18 protein-coding genes are annotated in these 17,772 nt (G+C 68.2%); 14 read left to right on the top strand and 4 right to left on the bottom strand.

Features of this window, described 5'->3' with window-relative positions; translation table 11 throughout:
* Nucleotides 1–134 precede the first annotated feature (134 nt).
* The 6 genes from H4W27_RS03930 to H4W27_RS03955 all read left to right on the top strand — a co-directional run bounded on the left by H4W27_RS03930 (nt 135) and on the right by H4W27_RS03955 (nt 8,076).
* Nucleotides 135–2,297, top strand: coding sequence for an ICP22 family protein (locus H4W27_RS03930; protein WP_192594772.1), 2,163 nt, complete (start codon nt 135–137; stop codon nt 2,295–2,297).
* 68 nt (nt 2,298–2,365) lie between these two features.
* Complete coding sequence (locus H4W27_RS13800; protein WP_192594773.1) at nt 2,366–3,340, top strand: tetratricopeptide repeat protein; 975 nt, start codon at nt 2,366–2,368, stop codon at nt 3,338–3,340.
* Between the two features lie 81 nt (nt 3,341–3,421).
* A complete protein-coding gene (locus H4W27_RS03940; RefSeq protein WP_225938995.1) occupies nt 3,422–4,192 on the top strand; it encodes an ABC transporter ATP-binding protein in 771 nt (256 codons plus the stop codon).
* Nucleotides 4,177–5,757 carry a transporter gene (locus tag H4W27_RS03945; protein WP_192594775.1) on the top strand — a complete coding sequence of 527 codons (1,581 nt, stop codon included), beginning with the start codon at nt 4,177–4,179 and terminating at the stop codon, nt 5,755–5,757. Before H4W27_RS03940 ends, H4W27_RS03945 begins: the two co-directional genes overlap by 16 nt.
* A gap of 171 nt (nt 5,758–5,928) precedes the next feature.
* Nucleotides 5,929–6,267, top strand: a complete 339-nt coding sequence (locus H4W27_RS03950) for a DUF3039 domain-containing protein (RefSeq protein ID WP_192596413.1) — start codon at nt 5,929–5,931, stop codon at nt 6,265–6,267.
* 21 nt (nt 6,268–6,288) lie between these two features.
* The gene (locus H4W27_RS03955; RefSeq protein ID WP_192594776.1) at nt 6,289–8,076 is read left to right on the top strand and encodes a DEAD/DEAH box helicase; all 1,788 of its coding nucleotides are present in this window, start codon (nt 6,289–6,291) and stop codon (nt 8,074–8,076) included.
* 26 nt (nt 8,077–8,102) lie between these two features.
* Here the strand turns inward: H4W27_RS03955 and H4W27_RS03960 are convergent, their stop codons facing one another.
* Together H4W27_RS03960 and H4W27_RS03965 are read right to left on the bottom strand one after the other, a co-directional pair.
* Nucleotides 8,103–8,747, bottom strand: a complete 645-nt coding sequence (locus tag H4W27_RS03960) for an isochorismatase family protein (protein WP_192594777.1) — start codon at nt 8,745–8,747, stop codon at nt 8,103–8,105.
* A 73-nt stretch (nt 8,748–8,820) separates the two neighbouring features.
* Nucleotides 8,821–9,786, bottom strand: coding sequence for an NAD(P)/FAD-dependent oxidoreductase (locus H4W27_RS03965; RefSeq protein ID WP_192594778.1), 966 nt, complete (start codon nt 9,784–9,786; stop codon nt 8,821–8,823).
* Between the two features lie 76 nt (nt 9,787–9,862).
* On the opposite strand from H4W27_RS03965, the gene H4W27_RS03970 reads away from it, so the two are divergent.
* A complete protein-coding gene (locus tag H4W27_RS03970) occupies nt 9,863–10,450 on the top strand; it encodes a helix-turn-helix domain-containing protein (protein WP_192594779.1) in 588 nt (195 codons plus the stop codon).
* On the opposite strand, the gene H4W27_RS03975 is transcribed toward H4W27_RS03970, so the two are convergent.
* Complete coding sequence (locus H4W27_RS03975; RefSeq protein WP_318782127.1) at nt 10,443–11,765, bottom strand: nicotinate phosphoribosyltransferase; 1,323 nt, start codon at nt 11,763–11,765, stop codon at nt 10,443–10,445. The genes H4W27_RS03970 and H4W27_RS03975 overlap by 8 nt on opposite strands.
* Nucleotides 11,766–11,788: 23 nt before the next feature.
* On the opposite strand from H4W27_RS03975, the gene clpS reads away from it, so the two are divergent.
* From clpS to H4W27_RS04010, 7 genes are read left to right on the top strand one after another with little or no spacing between them, the layout of a single operon-like run.
* Nucleotides 11,789–12,100 (top strand): ATP-dependent Clp protease adapter ClpS, encoded by a 312-nt coding sequence (gene clpS, locus H4W27_RS03980; RefSeq protein WP_192594780.1) that lies wholly within the window; start codon nt 11,789–11,791, stop codon nt 12,098–12,100.
* Between the two features lie 3 nt (nt 12,101–12,103).
* Nucleotides 12,104–12,748 (top strand): DUF2017 family protein, encoded by a 645-nt coding sequence (locus tag H4W27_RS03985; protein WP_192594781.1) that lies wholly within the window; start codon nt 12,104–12,106, stop codon nt 12,746–12,748.
* Complete coding sequence (gene murI / locus H4W27_RS03990) at nt 12,745–13,644, top strand: glutamate racemase (RefSeq protein WP_192594782.1); 900 nt, start codon at nt 12,745–12,747, stop codon at nt 13,642–13,644. The genes H4W27_RS03985 and murI overlap by 4 nt, the downstream gene beginning before the upstream one ends.
* An 18-nt stretch (nt 13,645–13,662) precedes the next feature.
* Entirely contained in the window at nt 13,663–14,496 is an 834-nt protein-coding gene (locus H4W27_RS03995; protein ID WP_192594783.1) for an MBL fold metallo-hydrolase, read from the top strand.
* Nucleotides 14,493–15,233, top strand: coding sequence for a ribonuclease PH (gene rph / locus H4W27_RS04000; RefSeq protein WP_404821844.1), 741 nt, complete (start codon nt 14,493–14,495; stop codon nt 15,231–15,233). The genes H4W27_RS03995 and rph overlap by 4 nt, the downstream gene beginning before the upstream one ends.
* Nucleotides 15,230–15,868 carry an RdgB/HAM1 family non-canonical purine NTP pyrophosphatase gene (gene rdgB / locus H4W27_RS04005; RefSeq protein ID WP_192594784.1) on the top strand — a complete coding sequence of 213 codons (639 nt, stop codon included), beginning with the start codon at nt 15,230–15,232 and terminating at the stop codon, nt 15,866–15,868. The genes rph and rdgB overlap by 4 nt, the downstream gene beginning before the upstream one ends.
* The gene (locus H4W27_RS04010; protein WP_192594785.1) at nt 15,865–16,935 is read left to right on the top strand and encodes an exonuclease domain-containing protein; all 1,071 of its coding nucleotides are present in this window, start codon (nt 15,865–15,867) and stop codon (nt 16,933–16,935) included. The genes rdgB and H4W27_RS04010 overlap by 4 nt, the downstream gene beginning before the upstream one ends.
* A gap of 33 nt (nt 16,936–16,968) precedes the next feature.
* Here the strand turns inward: H4W27_RS04010 and H4W27_RS13805 are convergent, their stop codons facing one another.
* Nucleotides 16,969–17,757: an ADP-ribosylglycohydrolase family protein gene (locus H4W27_RS13805; RefSeq protein ID WP_192594786.1), complete on the bottom strand. Its 789-nt coding sequence runs from the start codon at nt 17,755–17,757 to the stop codon at nt 16,969–16,971.
* Nucleotides 17,758–17,772: the final 15 nt, after the last annotated feature.

Consider the following 17,772-nt stretch of genomic DNA (forward strand, 5'->3'; position numbering starts at 1 on the left):
TCCCATCCCGGTGTCTGGGAACGCGCACACGACGGTCCTCGCCGTTCAGCGGACGCCCAGACTGTGATCTTATCGTTATCTTCGGTATTCTAGACTGCTGAACCCTCGCCTCCTCGATCAAGGACTTCTCACCCGTGCGTTTTCCCGCTTCCATCATCGCCTTCATCCTCGGTCTGCTCCTCGCAGGCCTCGGTGTCGGCCTGCTCACCGTCTGGTCCTCCGACGAGGTCCCCACCGCGCAGAGCCAGGAGGTGGACGAGGCGCCGCTGACTGTGATCAGCGACGATCTGATCGACGTCGAGGCGGGGCGTGAAGAGTTCACCGTCGACGCAGAGGGTGAGTTCACCATCGCCCTTGCCCGCACCCAGGACATCGAGGCCTGGGTCGGGGACGCCGCACATGTGCGGATCGGCCAGGTCCAGGAGGGCCAGGACGATGCTGAGGCCACCATCGAGACGGAGTTCATCGAGGGAGAGGCCACTGTGCCGGACCCCGCCGATTCGGACCTGTGGGTCGCGAGTGAGACCACGGAGGGGGACCTCCGCTACGGCTGGAGTGCTCCGGATGACAGCGGCGACTGGAGCCTGCTGATGTTCCGGGACGGCGAGGAGCCTGCACCGAGCAGCGTCAGCGTCGAGCTCGAGGAGGACCCCGATACTGTGCTGGGAACTGTGCTGATCGTCCTCGGTGCGCTGATCATCCTTCTGGGCGTCTTCCTGCTGCTCCGCTCGCGGAAGACCGCTCGTCATGAGCAGGCCGAGCCGACCAGGCGGAGGGCCGCAGCACCCGTCTCCTCAGCAGCCGCATCGGCGACCGCGTCCGCCGGAACCGTCGGCGCCGCGCAGGATTCCAGCGAGCATCGCGCCCAGGAGCGGGGGGCCGCCGGTCACAACAGGCCTGAGCATGGTGCCACCGTGGTGAACAGCACCGACGCGGACTTGACCCACGGTCAGGACGCGCATTCCCAGGCAGACCTCACGGAGGACGAGATGACCGCGGATCAGCGTTCCGAAGACCCGGCCGATGACGAGCTGACCGGAGTCCTGGGCTCGATCTCGAGCACCGAGAGCACCTACACCCCGGAGGCGCTCGAGGACGAAGACCCCGAGTCCACCGGCACCATCGAGCCGGTCGATCCCGAGGCGTCCGACACTTCCGAGACCCCTGACTCAGACGACACCGGAGATGCCGACGGGCAGCAGCGCAGCTGGCGCAGCCGCTCGGTGGCCACCGCCGCGGCCCTCGCTGTGGCGTTGAGCCCTGCCGTGGTCCTCGCCGACGCGCAGGAGGAGCCCGACGCTGAGGAGAGCTCGCAGTCGGATCCGGCTGAGGGTGACGCGGCAGAAGGAGATGACGCCGCAGGCGATGAGACTGAGGGTGACGAGGTGGAGGCAGAGGAGGTCGACCCGGAAGAGGGCGCCGATTCCGGATATTCGGTGCTGCTGGAGTCCCAGCTGCAGAGCATCATCGATGACATCGCAGAGCGGACGGAGGAAGCTGACGCCGAGTTCGACGCCGAGCTTCTCGCTCCCCGCGTCTCCGGCAACGCCGAGACGGTCCGCGAGCTGACCTACCGCAACCACGAGCTCGATGAGGACGTCATGCCCGACCCCATCGGGACGGAGATCCTCAGCGCGGCGGTCACCTCGGGGACCGAGTTCCCTCGCCAGGCCGTGGTCATCACCCAGGAGGCCGAGGCGGAGATTCCTCAGGTGCTGGTCATCGAGCAGGCGTCGGCCCGCGAGAACTATGAGCTCACCCAGGCCGTGCTGATGGTCCCCGGCACCGAGTTCCCCGCCATCTCGGCGGAGGACGGCGGCGTCGAGTCGATCGAGCCCACTGATGATGAGGCGCTCTTCGCGGCGAACCACGCCATGGAGCGCGTGGCGGTCTTCCTGAACAACAGCGAGTACTACTTCGGCATGCATGTGGAGGAGAACGCGTATATCGAGGACCTTCAGTCCTATCAGGACGAGCTGCGCGAGAGCGCGGAGGACCTGGAGATCTCCTACACCCGCCCGCTCATCGGTGAGGGTTCCACCGCGATGCGGCTTCCCGACGGCTCGGTGCTGGCCGTGGGCAGCTTCGACTCGACCACTCAGCTGCGTCCGGAGGACGGGGCCTCGATCAACCTCTCCGGGGTCAGTGCTGAGCTGGCAGAGACCGAGTCCACCACGGCCGACACTGACATCATCAACCGTGAATCGATGATCCTGCACATCCCCGCCGAGGAGGGTGAGCAGGTCGTGGTGCTCGGAGTCCACGATATTGTGAACGAGGTCAACATCCTCGACTGATCCCCGTTGTGGGAGATCGGTCCCGAGGACCGCAACGAAGGACGCCGACGCGCAAGGAGAGAGCTGCAGTGACAGATTCCGCCCAGGAGCCCCAGTCTCGACGAGTCGACACCAGGGGAGCGGTTGATCTCTCTGCCCTCGCCTCCAACCCCGCCTCGGGACAGGCTCAGTCCGGGCAGACCTCGCAGGCGGCGCCCGCCGGCGGGAACGCAGCCGACAGCTGGGCCGTGGCCGTGCAGCCACAGCAGCTCCAGCAGGTCGTGGAGCTGTCCGCGCAGGCACCTGTGATCGTGCTGATCTTCGGCGCCGACGCGGCCTCCGCCACGATGAAGACCACCCTGGAAGACCTCGTCGATGCCCAGCAGGGACGCGTCCTGCTGGCCGAGATCGATTCCTCCGCACACCCTGAGCTCGCACAGAGCGCGGATCAGGTGCCAGTGGCCACCGCCTTCATCGGCGGACGTCCGGTCGGTGAGTTCGACTCCTCGGTGCCCACGGAGCAGCTCGGACAGCTGGTGACCCAGATGGTGCAGATGGCCACGCAGAACGGGATGACGCAGAAGCTGCCCGCGCAGTCCTCCCGCGCAGCACGGGATGGCGCGACGGCCGAGGCCCCCGCAGAGCCGGAGCTTCCCCCGCTGCACCAGGAGGCTCAGGACGCGCTCGAGACCGGCGACTACGAACGCGCCGCCGGAGCATATGAGCGCGCGATCAAGGAGAAGCCCGACGACGAGGAGGCCAAGCTGGGTCTCGCTCAGGTCAAGCTGCTGCAGCGCACCTCAGGGGTCGACGTGGCACACGTTCGCCAGGCGGCGGCTGACCATCCCGATGACGTCTCGGCACAGATCGCTGTCGCGGACGTGGACATCCTCGGTGGTCACGTCGAGGACGGCCTGTCCAGGCTGGTCCGCTTCATCCAGACCCACTTCGGCGATGACCGGGAGACGGCCCGCGCCCACCTCGTGGAGCTCTACTCGATCGTCGGTGACAGCGATCCCCGCGTCTCGACCTCACGCAGACAGCTGGCCCGCGCCCTGTTCTGAGCCCGCGGTCTTCGGTCCCGGAGCGGAAGTACGCCTCTGGGCTGACGTGGGGCGTTGATGCCGCTGTGTAGGCTCAGCTGCATGGATTCAACAAGCTCGGACGTCCCGGCCCTGCGGCTGCGGGGGCTGGCGAAACGATTCGGCCAGACCCCGGCCGTCGAGAACCTCCATCTTGACGTGCCGCGGGGCTCCTTCTACGGCTTCGTCGGTCCCAATGGAGCTGGCAAGACCACCACGTTGTCCATGGCCACCGGGCTGATGCGCCCCGACGCGGGCATCGCCGAGGTGGTCGGCGTCGACGTCTGGGCGCACCCGCGCGAAGCCAAACGCCGGATGGGCGTGCTCGCCGACGGGGTCATGCTGTTCCACAAGCTCACCGGGGCCCAGCTGGTCAGCTACGCAGGACTGCTGCGCGGCATGGACCGCGAGACCGTCCAGACACGCACCGCCGATCTCCTGCGAGTTCTGGGCCTGGAGGAGGCCGCGGGAAAGCTCGTGCAGGACTACTCGGCGGGCATGACCAAGAAGATCGCCCTGGCCTCGGCCATGGTGCATGCGCCCGAGCTGCTGGTGCTGGATGAACCCTTCGAGGCCGTCGACCCGGTCTCCGCGCGCACGATCCGGGGTCTGTTGGAGTCCTATGTCGCCTCCGGCGGGACGGTGATCCTCTCCAGCCACGTGATGGATCTGGTCCAGCGCATGTGCTCTCACGTCGGCATCATCTCGGAGGGCCGCCTGCTGGATTCGGGCACGCTGCGCGAGGTGCAGGGCGAGGTGGACCTGGAGACGAGGTTCGTGGAGCTTGTCGGACTTGACGGTGGAGACCAGGAGCTCTCGTGGTTGCATCTCTGATCCGGCTCAAGAAGGACCTCACGCTCAACGCGTTCAACCAGTCGGCCTGGCACATCCTCGGCACCATCTTCGCGGGACTCTATGGCCTGGGCATCGTCGGGATGCTCTTTGTGCTCCAGGTCACCGAGGGTGCCGCCGAGAGCGCCGATCCGGAGACGGTCAGGATCGCCAGCGTGCTGATGGGCACCGCCGTGTTCCTGCTGTGGCTGATCTTCCCGCTCTTCATCTCGGGCAGCGACTCCGCGATGAACCCGCGCCAGTTCATCACCTACGGGATCCCGCGGTCTGCGCTGATCCTGGGCACGGCACTGACCGGACTGATCTCCATCGGAGCCGTGCTCACGCTGGTCTGGCTGATCGGTCAGGTCGTGCATTGGCGCTGGGACCCTGCCGCGGCGGTCACGGCCGCGCTCACGCTTCCGCTGCTGCTGATCACCTTCAGCCTGGTCTCGCAGGCGGTGACGACCTCGATCAGCGCGTGGCTGAGCGGACGGAGGGCTCGTGACTTCCTCGCCGTGCTGGCGCTGACCGTGATGGTGCTGGTCTATCCCATCGTGATCGGAATCGAGAACGCCTTCTCCTCCCTGGCGGAGGCCCTTCCCACCGTCGTCGACATCCTCGCCCTGACCCCGCTCGGGGCCGGAGCGGCGCTGCCGGCAGATGTGGCAGCGGGGGACTGGGGCGCGTTCGGACTGCGTCTGGTCATTCTCGCGGCCACCGTGGGGGCGGCGGTGCTCATCATCCGCGCGGGGCTGGTGAGGATCACCGAGCGGCCCGGCGCGCAGCGCTCGAGCGGAGCTCGTCCGGCCCAGGGGCTGGGTCTGTTCGACCGCTTCCCGGCCACGCCGTGGGGCGCCGTCGCAGCAAGAGCCAGCATCTACTGGTTCAAGGACACCCGGTACGGGGGCACACTGGTGATCCTTCCCGCTCTGGTGGTCCTGGCGATCGTCATGTACTCCCAGTTCGACCACCCCTGGGTCCTGCTGGCGCTGGGACCCTTCTTCGGCTTCACCCTGGGCTTCGCGATCTCGGCGGACATCTCCTACGACAACTCAGCCTTCGCGCTGCATGTGACCACCGGTGTCAGCGGCGTGGCAGATCGACTGGGACGCCTCGCGGGTCTGATGACCTTCGCGCTGCCGGCCACGGCGCTCACCGCTCTGGTGCCGGCTGTGATGTTCACCGGACCGGCCACGACCGCCGTGCTGGTCGGTGTGAGCCTGGGCATGCTCTTCAGCGCCGCCGGACTCTCCTGTCTCATCTCTGCGCGATTCACCTATCCGGTCCCCAAGCCGGGAGACGGTCCGCTGAGTCAGCCCTCCGGGTCCAGCGGACGACTCATGATGGTGCAGCTGGGCACCATGGTCGCCTCGCTGCTGCTGATGCTGCCTGAGATCGTCCTGGTCGCGATCTGGCTCTTGGCGGAGCTGTCCTGGCTGGCCTGGGTGCCGGCGGTGATCTCTGTGATCAAGGGGCTGGTGCTGTGCTGGCTCGGGGTCGTCCTGGGCGGGCGGGTCTATGAGCGCTCCCAGCCGGAGCTCTTCCAGCAGGTCACGCAGTACTGACCCCGCCGGGCCGAGTGCGCTGACCTCGCCGGCCGGGCCGAGTGCGTGCGGTGGATGATGTGCTCGCTCAGGCTCGCTAGAATGGAGACCATGATGGCCAATGACGACGGATTCCAGCCCGCTGATTCTCGCTTCGACGCGCATGACCCCCGCCAGGGTCGGACCTTCGGCATGCACACCGCCGATCCGTCCTCAGCCCCTGCACCCGGCGGCGCGGCCACCATCGAGCGCGAGCACCAGGAACAGCTCTCCGAGCCCGGGGACCACGAGCGCTTCGCCCACTACGTGAACAAGAACCGGATCATGGAGTCAGCCCTGGAGGGAGGCGCCGTGGTCGCATTGTGCGGCAAGGTCTGGACCCCCTCGCGTGATCCCAAGAAGTTCCCCGTCTGCCCCGAGTGCAAAGAGATCTACGAAGAGATGCAGGGCGGCGGCGACGGTGACGGCGACGGCAAGTCCGGGGGAGACTCCGGCGGCAAGCGTGGCTTCTTCGGCTTCGGCCGCAGCTGATCTCTGCCGACCTTCAATACTGTGGAGCAGTCTGAGACGCTTTTCGACGTCGGCACCGATGTCGGCAGATCCCTACCCCCGGTCTATCCGCACCGTGCAGCCCACGGCACCGCCGGGACGCTGCGCCATTGGCAGCAGGAGGCCCTGGACCTCTATATCCAGAAGCGGCCGAAGGATTTCCTCGCCGTGGCCACCCCGGGCGCCGGCAAGACGACCTTCGCCCTGCGCGTGGCCAAGCTGCTCGTCGAGTCCGGCGAGGTCAACCGGATCTACGTGGTCGCCCCCACTGAGCATCTGAAGCGGCAGTGGGCCGACGCTGCAGGCCGCGTGGGCCTGGCCCTGGATCCCAACTTCAAGAACTCCGACGGTCGTCACGGGCGCCAGTACATCGGTGTGGTGGTGACCTACGCCCAGGTGGCGAACAAGCCTGCGCTGCACCGGAACAAGACCGAGGCCGCCCGCACGCTGGTGATCTTCGACGAGATCCACCATGCCGGCGACGCACTGTCCTGGGGCGATGGCGTGCGTGAAGCCTTCGATCCCGCCGTGCGTCGACTGGCGCTGACCGGCACCCCGTTCCGCTCCGACACTTCTCCGATTCCCTTTGTGGAGTACGTGGAGGATGGTGCCGGGGTGCGCCGGTCCAAGGCGGACTACGCCTACAACTACGGTCCGGCGCTGAAGGACCGGGTGGTCCGCCCGGTGGTCTTCATGGCCTATTCCGGGAACATGCGCTGGCGCACCTCCAGCGGCGAGGAGATGGAGGCCCAGCTTGGAGCCGCCGCCACCAAGGACATCACCAACCACGCCTGGCGCACCGCGCTGAACCCGGAAGGCGAGTGGATCCCCTCGGTGCTCAAGGCTGCGCACCAGCGCCTGCTCAAGGTTCGGGACAAGATCGACGACGCCGGCGGGCTGGTCATCGCCACCGATCACGAGGCTGCACGCGCCTATGCCGCCCAGCTCGATGAGCTCACCGGGCAGAAGACCACTGTGGTGCTCTCCGATGACAAGGGAGCCTCGAATCAGATCGAGAAGTTCTCCGACGATCCCTCGAAGCTGTGGATGGTCGCTGTCAGGATGGTCTCCGAGGGGGTCGACGTGCCGCGGCTCTGTGTGGGCGTCTATGCGACCTCCACCTCGACCCCGCTGTTCTTCGCCCAGGCGGTGGGCCGCTTCGTGCGGCTTCGCAAGAAGGCGGAGGTGGCCTCGGTCTTCCTCCCCTCGGTGCCGGTGCTCACCGACCTGGCCAATGAGATGGAGCAGGAACGTGATCACGCGCTCGAAGTTCCCCGCTCAGCGGCCGAGGACGCGGAGGAGAACCTCGACGATGATCTGCTCGAGGAGGCGAACCGGGAGGAGCGCGGCTCCGAGGCGATGGACCGCGGCGAGTTCGCGGCGCTGCACTCGAATGCCGCCTTCGACAAGGTGCTCTTCGACGGCAGCGAGTTCGGCCTGGGTGGAGCGATGGGCTCCGAGGAGGAGATGGACTTCCTCGGCATTCCGGGTCTGCTCGAACCTGAGCAGGTCTCCACGCTGCTGCGCCAGCACCAGGCGGACCAGCTGCGCCGCAGGCCCCAGGACAGCACACCTGCCGAGCCGGTGGTGGACCACCGTCAGCTCAAGACCCTGCGCGCGACGCTGAACAAGTCCGTCTCGGCCTATGCGGCGAAGACGGGCACGCATCAGGGGAGCATCCACACCCGGCTGCGCGAGGTCTGTGGCGGACCTGCGGTGGGGCAGGCCACGCAGGCCCAGCTCGAGGAGCGGCTGAAGAAGATCCAGATGTGGTTCGTGGGACGCAGATAGTCCCCTGACTCAGCGGCGAAGAGAGGTCACAGGTCCTCGAGGCTGAGGACCTCCACGTCTGCGGCGTCGAACTCGCGGTAGGCCTCCGTCACGGAGTCCTCACTGACTCCCACTGTGAGTTCACGGATGACCCGAACGCGGTAGTCGTTCTCCACCGCATCCATGATGGTGGCGCGCACACAGTGATCGGTGGCGATGCCCACGATGGTCACCGCGTCGATGTCCCTGGCATCGAGCCAGGCATGCAGGTCCAGCGAGGTCTCTGACACGGCTGCCGCCGGTTCCACCTTCGTCCCGTTCTCACCTTCGAGGCTGCCGACCTTCTCCGGGGTGCCCTGGAGGCCCTCGAACCCTGAATAGCCGTCGGAGTAGAGGCCCTTGAGGAAGTGCGCATCCACGTGCTCGGTGTCCAGATTCGGATGGAGCTCCGCACCGGGCGTGCCGGCCACACAGTGCACCGGCCAGCTGGTGGAGAAGTCGGGGGTCTCCGAGAAATGCCCGCCGGGCTCGATGTGCCAGTCCTGCGTGGTGAGGACCGCGTCATACTCCGGGTAGCTGTCCTCGAGGAACTCGCTGATCTCACTTGCCACGCGGGCACCGCCCTCCACTGCCAGGGCGCCGCCCTCGCAGAAGTCCTGCTGCACATCGACGATGATCAGTGCCTGGGCCACTATGTCCTCCTGATCGGGCGGTTCGCGGTCTGCCTGCGCGGCTCACGAGGCTCGCTGCCGCACAGGCTCCAGGCTACTTGTTCTGCCCCGCCACAGCGAGATCGAAGTCCTCGCTGACCAGGGTCGCGTTCGCGGCGGCGCCGGCGAAGCTTCCCATGCTCATGGAGGTCGGCACGGTTGCCATGGGGCTCGCGACATTGCCGGCAGCCCAGATGCGTTCATGTGAGGTCTGGCCGGTGGCATCGACCTTCAAGAAGCTCCCCACCGGAGTGTCCTCGCGGTCCAGGCCCAGACTCGCGAGATAGTGATCGCGCGGCAGCAGCCGGCCGGCGGCGAAGATGGCGTCCACCGACACGCGACGGCCGTCCTCCAGCACCAGTGCCTGGACAGCGCCCCCGTCTCCGGTGACCTCCACCACCGGAGTGGGCTCGACGACGACGTCGCGGGCCCGCAGGCGTTCGATGGTCTCCTGCGAGAGCTCCCCGGCACCGGCGCTGAAGAACGTGAGACGATCGCTCCACTGGCGGAGCAGCTGTGCCTGGTGAACCTGCATGGGCGTGCTCGCGAGCACTGCCAGGCACTGTCCGCGAAACTCCCAGCCGTGGCAGTAGGGGCAGTGCAGCACGCTGCTTCCCCAGCGTTGCGCCAGTCCGGGCACCTCCGGCAGCTCGTCGGTCAGCCCGGAGGCGGCGATGACGCTGCGGGCGAAGAGCTGGACCCCGGAGTCCAGGGTGACCACGAGCTCCCTGGGCCCGGAGTCGCGTGTTGACTCGCTGACCCGGTGCACGCCCGCCTCCGCGCGCTCCACCCCGTATCGGGCGGCCTCCTTGAGTCCTGCGTCGAGGAGTTCGCGGGGGGCGACGCCGTCGTGACCGAGTACGTTGTGCATCTGTGCGGCGAAGCGATTGCGCGGCGCCCCGGTGTCGAGGATGAGGGTTCGGCGCAGTGCGCGTCCCAGAGACTGGGCGGCGCTGAGGCCGGCGGCACCGGAACCGATGATGATCGCGTCATAGACTTCTGCTTCTGCTGTGCTGTTCATGGTTCCAGCATGCGCGTCTCCGGGGGGTGCTGAAAGATCGTTTGCTGAAATGGCAAGAACTTGTCAGACTGTGCCCATGGAAGAACTCGCCCAGCTGGGTCTGCGTCTGCGAGCCGCGCGCAGCGCCCGGGGCTGGACCCTGGACCGTCTGGCGCGCAGCGCTGGAATATCGCCGAGCACGCTGTCCCGCCTGGAATCGGGGAAGCGGCAGGCGAGCCTGGAGCTGCTGCTGCCGCTGACCCGCAGCCTCGGGATCACTGTGGATGAGCTGCTGGTCAGCGCCAGTCCCGATCCGCGAGTCCAGCGCGACGCCTGGGAGCACAACGGCATGCTCGTCCAGCCGCTGTCCCCCGAGTCCTCTCCGGTGCACACATACAAGGTCAGCTACGTCCCGCGTCCGGCGATCACCGAGCTCGGCAGCCACGACGGCTATGAGTGGCTCTACGTGCTCTCCGGACGGCTCAGGCTCCAGCTCGGCGAGGAGGAGATCCACCTCGGCGCCGATGAGGCGGCCGAGTTCGACACGCTGACCCCGCACGGGCTCAGCGCGCTGGGGCCGGAGAACGCGGTGGTGATCTGCATCCTCAACGAGGCCGCCGTGCACCGGCACACTGAGGAGCACGGCACCGGCCACACCGGCAGGGCGGCTGCGGAACTCAGCTGAAGATCGTGGGGAGCACCGGCTCGCCCTCCTGCAGCCGCTTCGCCGCAGCGGGCAGCTCCGCCAGCGAGGCGGCATGTCGGCGTCGGGCCCGCACGACTCCTTCTTCACCGATGTGCTGCGCCTGGACCTCACCGCCGAGGACCAGCGGCACCATGAGCTCTCGGGTGGGCGCTCCCTCGGTCTCGGGCGCCGAACCGACCCCGATGAGCTCGGCCTCAGCGCGTGCATCCTCACCGAAGCTGCGCAGCGGATGCTTGACCCCGCCGACGCTCTTCTTCCCTGCGGCATTCTTCGCCACGGCGACCGGGGCGCCGTCGTCGTCGGTGCGCTCGACGAGCTTATAGACCATCGCTGCAGTGGGAGAGCCGGCGCCGGTGACCACCTTGGTGCCCACGCCGTAGGAATCCACCGGAGCAGCCTGCAGCCGGGCGATGGCATGCTCATCCAGGTCCGAGGACACGATGATCTTCGTGCCGGTGTTGCCCAGCGAGTCGAGCAGGGCCCGGACCTCCCCGGCCTGCTCGACGAGGTCCCCGGAGTCCAGCCGCACGGCACCCAGCTCGGGCCCGGCGATCTCTGCGGCGCGGCGCACCGCGGTGAAGACGTCGTAGGTGTCCACCAGCAGCGTGGTCCCGGGCCCGAAGGCCTTCACCTGGGCCTCGAACGCCTCCTGCTCCGAGTCATGGAGCAGCGTGAAGGAGTGGGCCGCGGTGCCGATCGTGGGCAGGCCCCAGCGCCGTCCCGCCTCCAGGTTGGACGTCGCGGTGAACCCGGCGACGGCGGCCGCCCGGGCAGAGGCCACGGCGCTGAACTCCTGCGTGCGGCGAGAGCCCATCTCCACGCAGGGCCGGTCCCCGGCGGCGACGGTCATCCGGGAGGCCGCGGAGGCGATGGCGGAATCGTGGTTGAGCACCGAGAGCACATAGGTCTCGAGCAGGCAGGCCTCGGCGAAGCTCGCCTCCACGCGCAGCACCGGGGAGTGGGGCATGAACACCTCTCCTTCGGCATAGCCGTGGATGTCCCCGGAGAAGCGGTAGTCGGCGAGGAACTCGAGCGTGGGCCCGTCGACGATGCCGCGATCATCGAGCCAGTCGATCTCGGCGGGCCCGAACCTGAACTCGGTGAGTCCCTCGAGCATCCGTCCGGTCCCGGCCACCACGCCGTAGCGTCGTCCCGGCGGCAGATGGCGGGTGAAGACCTCGAAGACGCAGCGGCGGTGCGCGGCCCCGGACGCGAGGGCGGCCTCCACCATGGTCAGCTCGTACTGATCAGTGAGCAGAGCGGTGGACTGGGCAGGTGCAGGTTCACGGGTCACGGTCCCAGCGTAGAATACGCAGCATGAGTTCAGCGCAAGGATCCACGCTCAGCCGCGAGGAGACTGACCTCGATTCCGAGTTCTCCCAGCTCCTCTCCGCCCAGCGCCCCTATCAGGTGGTGGTCTGGAATGACCCGGTGAACCTGATGACCTATGTCAGCTGGGTCTTCCGCAGCTACTTCGGCCACTCCAAGGCCCGGGCCGAGGAGCTCATGCTCCAGGTCCACCATGAAGGTCGCGCCGTCGTCTCACACGGCCCTCGCGAGAAGGCCGAGCAGGATGTGACCGCCATGCATCAGTACGGCCTTCAGGCCACCCTGGAAGAGGCCGAGTAGTCCGTGGCCACTGCGTTTCGAGCCACGACCAGGGGATACCGGGCAGATCTGGAGCAGCACGAGCGTCGGCTGCTCAGCTCGCTGTGCGCGGATGTGATCGCCCTGCTTCAGACTCGTCAGGAGGAGTCCGCCGCGGATGCCGCGCCGATCGACGATGATCCCGCCCTGACCCATTTCCGCGCCGAGCTCGCCGGACTGGGCGGGGATGAGCCGCTCGCCGCTCCGGAGGACGCCGTGCTGCGCCGGCTGCTCCCCGATGCCTTCGCCGACGAGGAGGAGGCCGGGCACTTCCGCCGCCTGAGCGAGAACTCCCTGCGCGGTGCCAAGATCGCGGATCTCCGCACTGCACGGATGCTGCTGGAGAGTTCACCGATCAACATGGAGGAGGAGCTCGCCCCCGTGTTCGGACGCGCGCTCAATGATCTGCGCCTGACCCTGGCGTCTCGGCTGGACCTGGAGACCGAGGAGGACGCCCAGCGCGTGCATGAACTGGCCGTCGCCTCGGGCACCAAGGACTCCGAGTCCTTCATGGCGGAGATCTACACCTTCATCACCTGGCTCCAGGAGTCGCTGTTCAGCGCCATGATGGAGTTCCTCCCCGAGGAGGGCGAGGGTGACCGCGACGGCGCGAGCCCCGGCTCCGCATGAATGCCTCCGCTCCGGTGGGCATCTTCGATTCCGGAGTCGGCGGGCTGACCGTCGCGCGTGCAGTCCTCGACCAGCTGCCGGGGGAGTCCATCACCTATCTCGGGGACACCGCCCACGGTCCCTACGGTCCGCTTCCCATCGCGACGGTCCGCGCCCACGCGCTCAGGGTCATGGACGAGCTTGTCGACGCGGGAGTCAAGGCCCTGGTCATCGCCTGCAACTCGGCCTCGGCGGCGGTGCTGCGCGATGCGCGCGAGCGCTACACCGACCGGCACGGGATTCCGGTGATCGAAGTCATCCAGCCGGCCGTGCGGCGTGCCGTCGCCGCCACCCGCAACGGCCGCATCGGCGTGATCGGCACATCGGCGACGGTCAGCTCGGGCGCCTACGCGGACACCTTCGCCGCGGCGCCGCAGCTCCAGGTCACCACGGTCGCCTGTCCGCGGTTCGTGGAGTTCGTGGAGCGCGGCGTCACCGCCGGGGCCGAGCTGCTCGAGGCCGCCGAGGAGTACCTCGCCCCGCTGAAGGCCGCTGGAGTCGACACGCTGGTGCTGGGATGCACGCATTACCCGCTGCTCACCGGGGCCATCTCCTACGTCATGGGGGAGGAGGTCACGCTGGTCTCCTCAGCGGAGGAGACCGCCAAGGATCTCTACCGTGCACTCATCCGGCACGGACTCCAGCGGGAGGGTGACCTGCAGGGCGGGTCCGGGGCCGTCTCGGCGCACACGTTCCTCTCCACCGGAGATGCGACGGCGTTCCAGCTGCTGGCGAGGCGATTCCTCGGCCCTGAGGTGCTGGCGGTGCACCAGGTCGACCACGTGCGCGAGGCCCCTGCGACCGGTGTGATTCCCCGGATCACTCCCGCTATGCTGGCCGGAGCGCAGGATGACTGAACGGGAGCCACGCACCATATGAAACTCACCATCATCGGGTGCAGCGGGTCGTTCCCGGGCCCGGAGTCCCCGGCCTCGTGCTACCTGCTCACCGCCGACTATCAGGGCCGCACCTGGCGGGTGGTCGTGGATCTCGGCAACGGAGCACTGGGCAAGCTGCAGCAGCACCTGGCGCTGGAAGACATCGACGCCGTCTGTCTGTCCCACCTGCACCCGGATCACTACATGGACCTCTGTGGACTCCATGTCGCCATCCGCTGGCGTCCCGGCGGCTGGCCGGGCAAGCACGTGCCGGTCTACGGACCCTCCACCACGGACCAGCGGATCGCCAGCGCCTACGGGATGGATCCGAACCCCGGGATGCACCCGGACTTCGACTTCCGCACCTGGCAGCCCCGGCAGGCGGAGACAGTCGGTCCCTTCACCATCACTCCGGTCCCTGTGCGCCACCCCATCGATGAGGCCTATGCGCTGCGCATCGACGTGGCGCCGGAGGCTTCAGCAGACGGCCGGCCGCACACCCTGACCTACTCGGGTGACACCGACGCGTGTGATGGTCTGGTGGAGGCGGCCCGCGGAGCCGATGTCTTCCTCTGCGAGGCCGCCTTCGAGGACGGACGCGACGATCACATCGAGGGAGTCCACCTCAATGGTCATCGCGCCGGCGTGAGCGCACGCGAAGCCGCCGTCGGACGTCTGCTGCTGACCCACATCCCCGTCTGGACCTCCCAGCGCGTGCTTCTGGCGCGCGCCAGGGAACAGTACAGCGGCGACCTCGCCGTCGCCGTCGCAGGTGTCACCTATGAGATCGGTGGCATCAGGAACAAACCCCACGAAGAGAGTGAGCAGTGACCATCACTAATCTGCGGACCGACGGACGGGCAGCCGACGAGCTGCGTCCGGTCACCATCACCCGCCATTGGAGCGCCCATGCCGAGGGCTCGGCACTGATCGAGTTCGGCGGCACCCGGGTGCTGTGCACGGCCTCCTTCGAATCGAACGTGCCGCGCTGGCTCAGGGGCCAGGGCGCAGGCTGGGTCACGGCCGAGTACTCGATGCTGCCGCGCGCGACGAACACCCGCTCCGCCCGTGAAGCGGTCAAGGGCAAGATCGGTGGACGCACCCATGAGATCTCTCGCCTGATCGGACGCTCGCTGCGCGCCGTGGTCGACACCAAGGCGCTGGGGGAGAACATGATCACGCTGGACTGCGACGTGCTCCAGGCCGACGGCGGGACCCGCACCGCCGCCATCACCGGTGCCTTCGTGGCCCTGGCCGACGCCGTGGAGTGGGCACGCACCGAGGGACATGTGTCCAAGCGGGCCGAGGTCCTCAAAGACTCCGTCTCGGCCATCTCCGTGGGTGTGCTGCCCGGCGGCGCGGCCGTGCTGGACCTGCCCTACGCCGAGGACTCCACTGCTGACACGGACATGAACGTGGTGGTCACCGGCTCCGGAGACTTCGTCGAGGTCCAGGGCACCGCCGAGGGATCGCCCTTCAACCGCGCCGAGCTGGACAGTCTGCTGGACCTCGCGCTGACCGGCACCCGGAGCCTGGCCGCGCTGCAGCGGGAGGCGCTCGCGCAGTGAACGCACGGATCGTCCTGGCCACCCGCAACGCCGGCAAGCTCCGGGAGTTCCGGGCGCTGCTCGCCTCCAGCCCTGGACTCTCAGGAGTCGATCTCGAAGGCGCAGTCATCGATGCGGGCTCGGCCGGGTGCGCGGAGATCCCCGAGACCGGCCTCAGCTTCGAGGAGAACTCGCTGATCAAGGCCCGGGCGGTCGCGGAGCAGACAGGTCTTCCCGCAGTGGCGGATGACTCGGGGCTCTCCGTGGACGTCCTCGGCGGCGCCCCCGGGATCTTCTCCGCCCGCTGGGCCGGGGCGAGTGCCTCCGACGAGAGCAATCTCCGGCTCCTTCTGGAACAGCTCGCCGACATCGCCCCTGAACACCGCGGAGCCGCCTTCGTCTGTGTGGCCTCGCTGGTGGTCCCTGACGCCCACGGGGGTCCGGCACAGGAGTTCACCACCACCGGACGTCTGGAGGGGCGGCTGCTGCTTCAGCCCCAGGGTCTCGGCGGATTCGGCTACGACCCGATCCTGCAGCCCAGCGGCGAGACGCGCAGCACCGCCGAACTCTCCATGGAGGAGAAGAACGCCATCTCACATCGCGGCCAGGCCTTCGCAGCCCTGCGGGAGCACGTGGTGGAGGCGCTGACCCCGTGAAGGGCCTCGACTTCACCGCGGTGGACTTCGAGACCGCCAACGGCTTCCGCGGATCTCCCTGCGCGATCGGCATGGTCAGGATCCGCGACGGCCGGGAGGTCGACACCTTCTATTCCACAATGCGTCCGCCGGAGGGCTTTGACCGCTTCGACCCGCACAACGTGGCCATCCATGGCATCACCGCCGACCAGGTGGCCCACGCACCTCGCTTCGGGGAGCTCTTCGAGGCCATCAACGCCTTCATCGACGGCGATGTCCTGGTGGCGCACAATGCGGCGTTCGACATCGAGGTCTTCGAATCGGCGCTCGAGGTCAGCGGACTGGACTCGCCGGGGCTGAGCTGTCTCTGCTCGGTGCGACTCTCCCGAGCGAACTACCAGCTTCCCTCCCATGCCCTGCCCAAGGCCGCCGCGGAGGCCGGCTACGAGCTCACGGCCCATCACTATGCGCTGGAAGACGCACGCGCCTCGGCGGCGGTGGTCTGCGACATCGCTGAGCGACGAGCCGTGGGACAGACCCACCGTCTCTTTCGCGACTCCGGCGTGCAGCTGCGCTCGATGGAGTCCTGGCGGGCTCCGCGGAGCCGGGAGTCCCGGGCGACCCGTCAGGTGCGCACGATGGCCCACCTCTTCGACGCGAGAGTGCCCGCACCCGAGCCCCGGCATATGCCTGACCTCATGCGCTGGCAGGACGAGGGCAGGAACCTGCCTCCCTCCACTCTCGCCGATCCCGCGCACGCCTTGTTCGGTGCGCAGCTGACCTTCACCGGGAATCTGTCCATCCCGCGCGCTGAGGCCAAAGAGATCGTGGCGCGGCTGGGAGCAGGCACGTCCTCGCGGGTCACCGCGGGCACGTCCCTGCTGGTCGTCGGCGACGGGTTCGAGCCCTGGGAGCTGGCCGCACCGGACGAGTCCTTCCCGCTGCGCAGCAGCAAGGCCCGCGATGCGCTGCGTCGGCAGGCCGAGGGCCAGGCCATCCGAGTGCTCTGCGAGGAGGAGTTCCGTGAGGCGCTGGGCGATGCCTGGCCGATTCCAGGGCTGGCCGAGGGCACAGGGGTGGTCCGGTGAGGGCCGCCAGCGGAGCCCAAGGCGCGCCACGGGTCACCGGGGTCGGGTGACCTCCTCCCACTGCTGGGCGAGGAGATCGATCACCTCGGCGAGGCGGTGACCGCCGGAGCTCTCCGGTGCGGGCTGTCCGGGGTCCGTCGCGGCGTCGAGCTGCCGCTGAAGGATCTCGCGGATCTCAGCATCATCGACCCACTCGAGGATGTCGCGCCGGGACTGGGCCGTGCGGTCGGCGAGCGAGGTGGTCTCTTCGGCGCTGGCCAGCTCATGGACGAGCATCGCCAGCTCCTCCGCTCGACGCAGCAGCTCAGGGTGGCCGTGGGTGAGCGCCACGGTCTGGCGCGCCCACGCACGTCGCATGGGCTCGTCGATATAGGGCACAAGCCCGACGGGAACGGCGCGCAGCAGTGCCCGCGCGTCCGCTGACTCCGGCTGTGCGGGGGCGCTGGGATAGGCCATCTCTCCCGCGGAGAGCCCCGCCAGGCCGCCGCTGGCTGAGTCGGACCGCAGCGGCAGCTTCTCCTCCCGGCGCATCCGGAGCAGCTCTTCGTCGACCACGCGGGTCGGCGGCTGCGGGGCGCTTGCGGGGCAGGAGCCGGTGATCACGCGGTACCAGCGCAGCGAGCCCAGCCACATGCAGGCCAGCGGATCGGCGCCGAGGCCCTGGCGGGTCCAGTCCAGCAGCTCCAGGAGACCGTCGGCGGTGCACAGCTGATGCAGCAGTTCCGCATGCTCAGCGGGCGCGTCGTCCCGAGACGACGCCGGGGAGGCTCCTGCGCGCAGCACCGGACGGAAGCGGCTGATCAGTTTCTCGGCGGAGTCCACGCCCCCAGAATAGTC

Origin of the sequence: Nesterenkonia lutea, assembly GCF_014873955.1 — a bacterium.
GTDB lineage: Bacteria > Actinomycetota > Actinomycetes > Actinomycetales > Micrococcaceae > Nesterenkonia > Nesterenkonia lutea.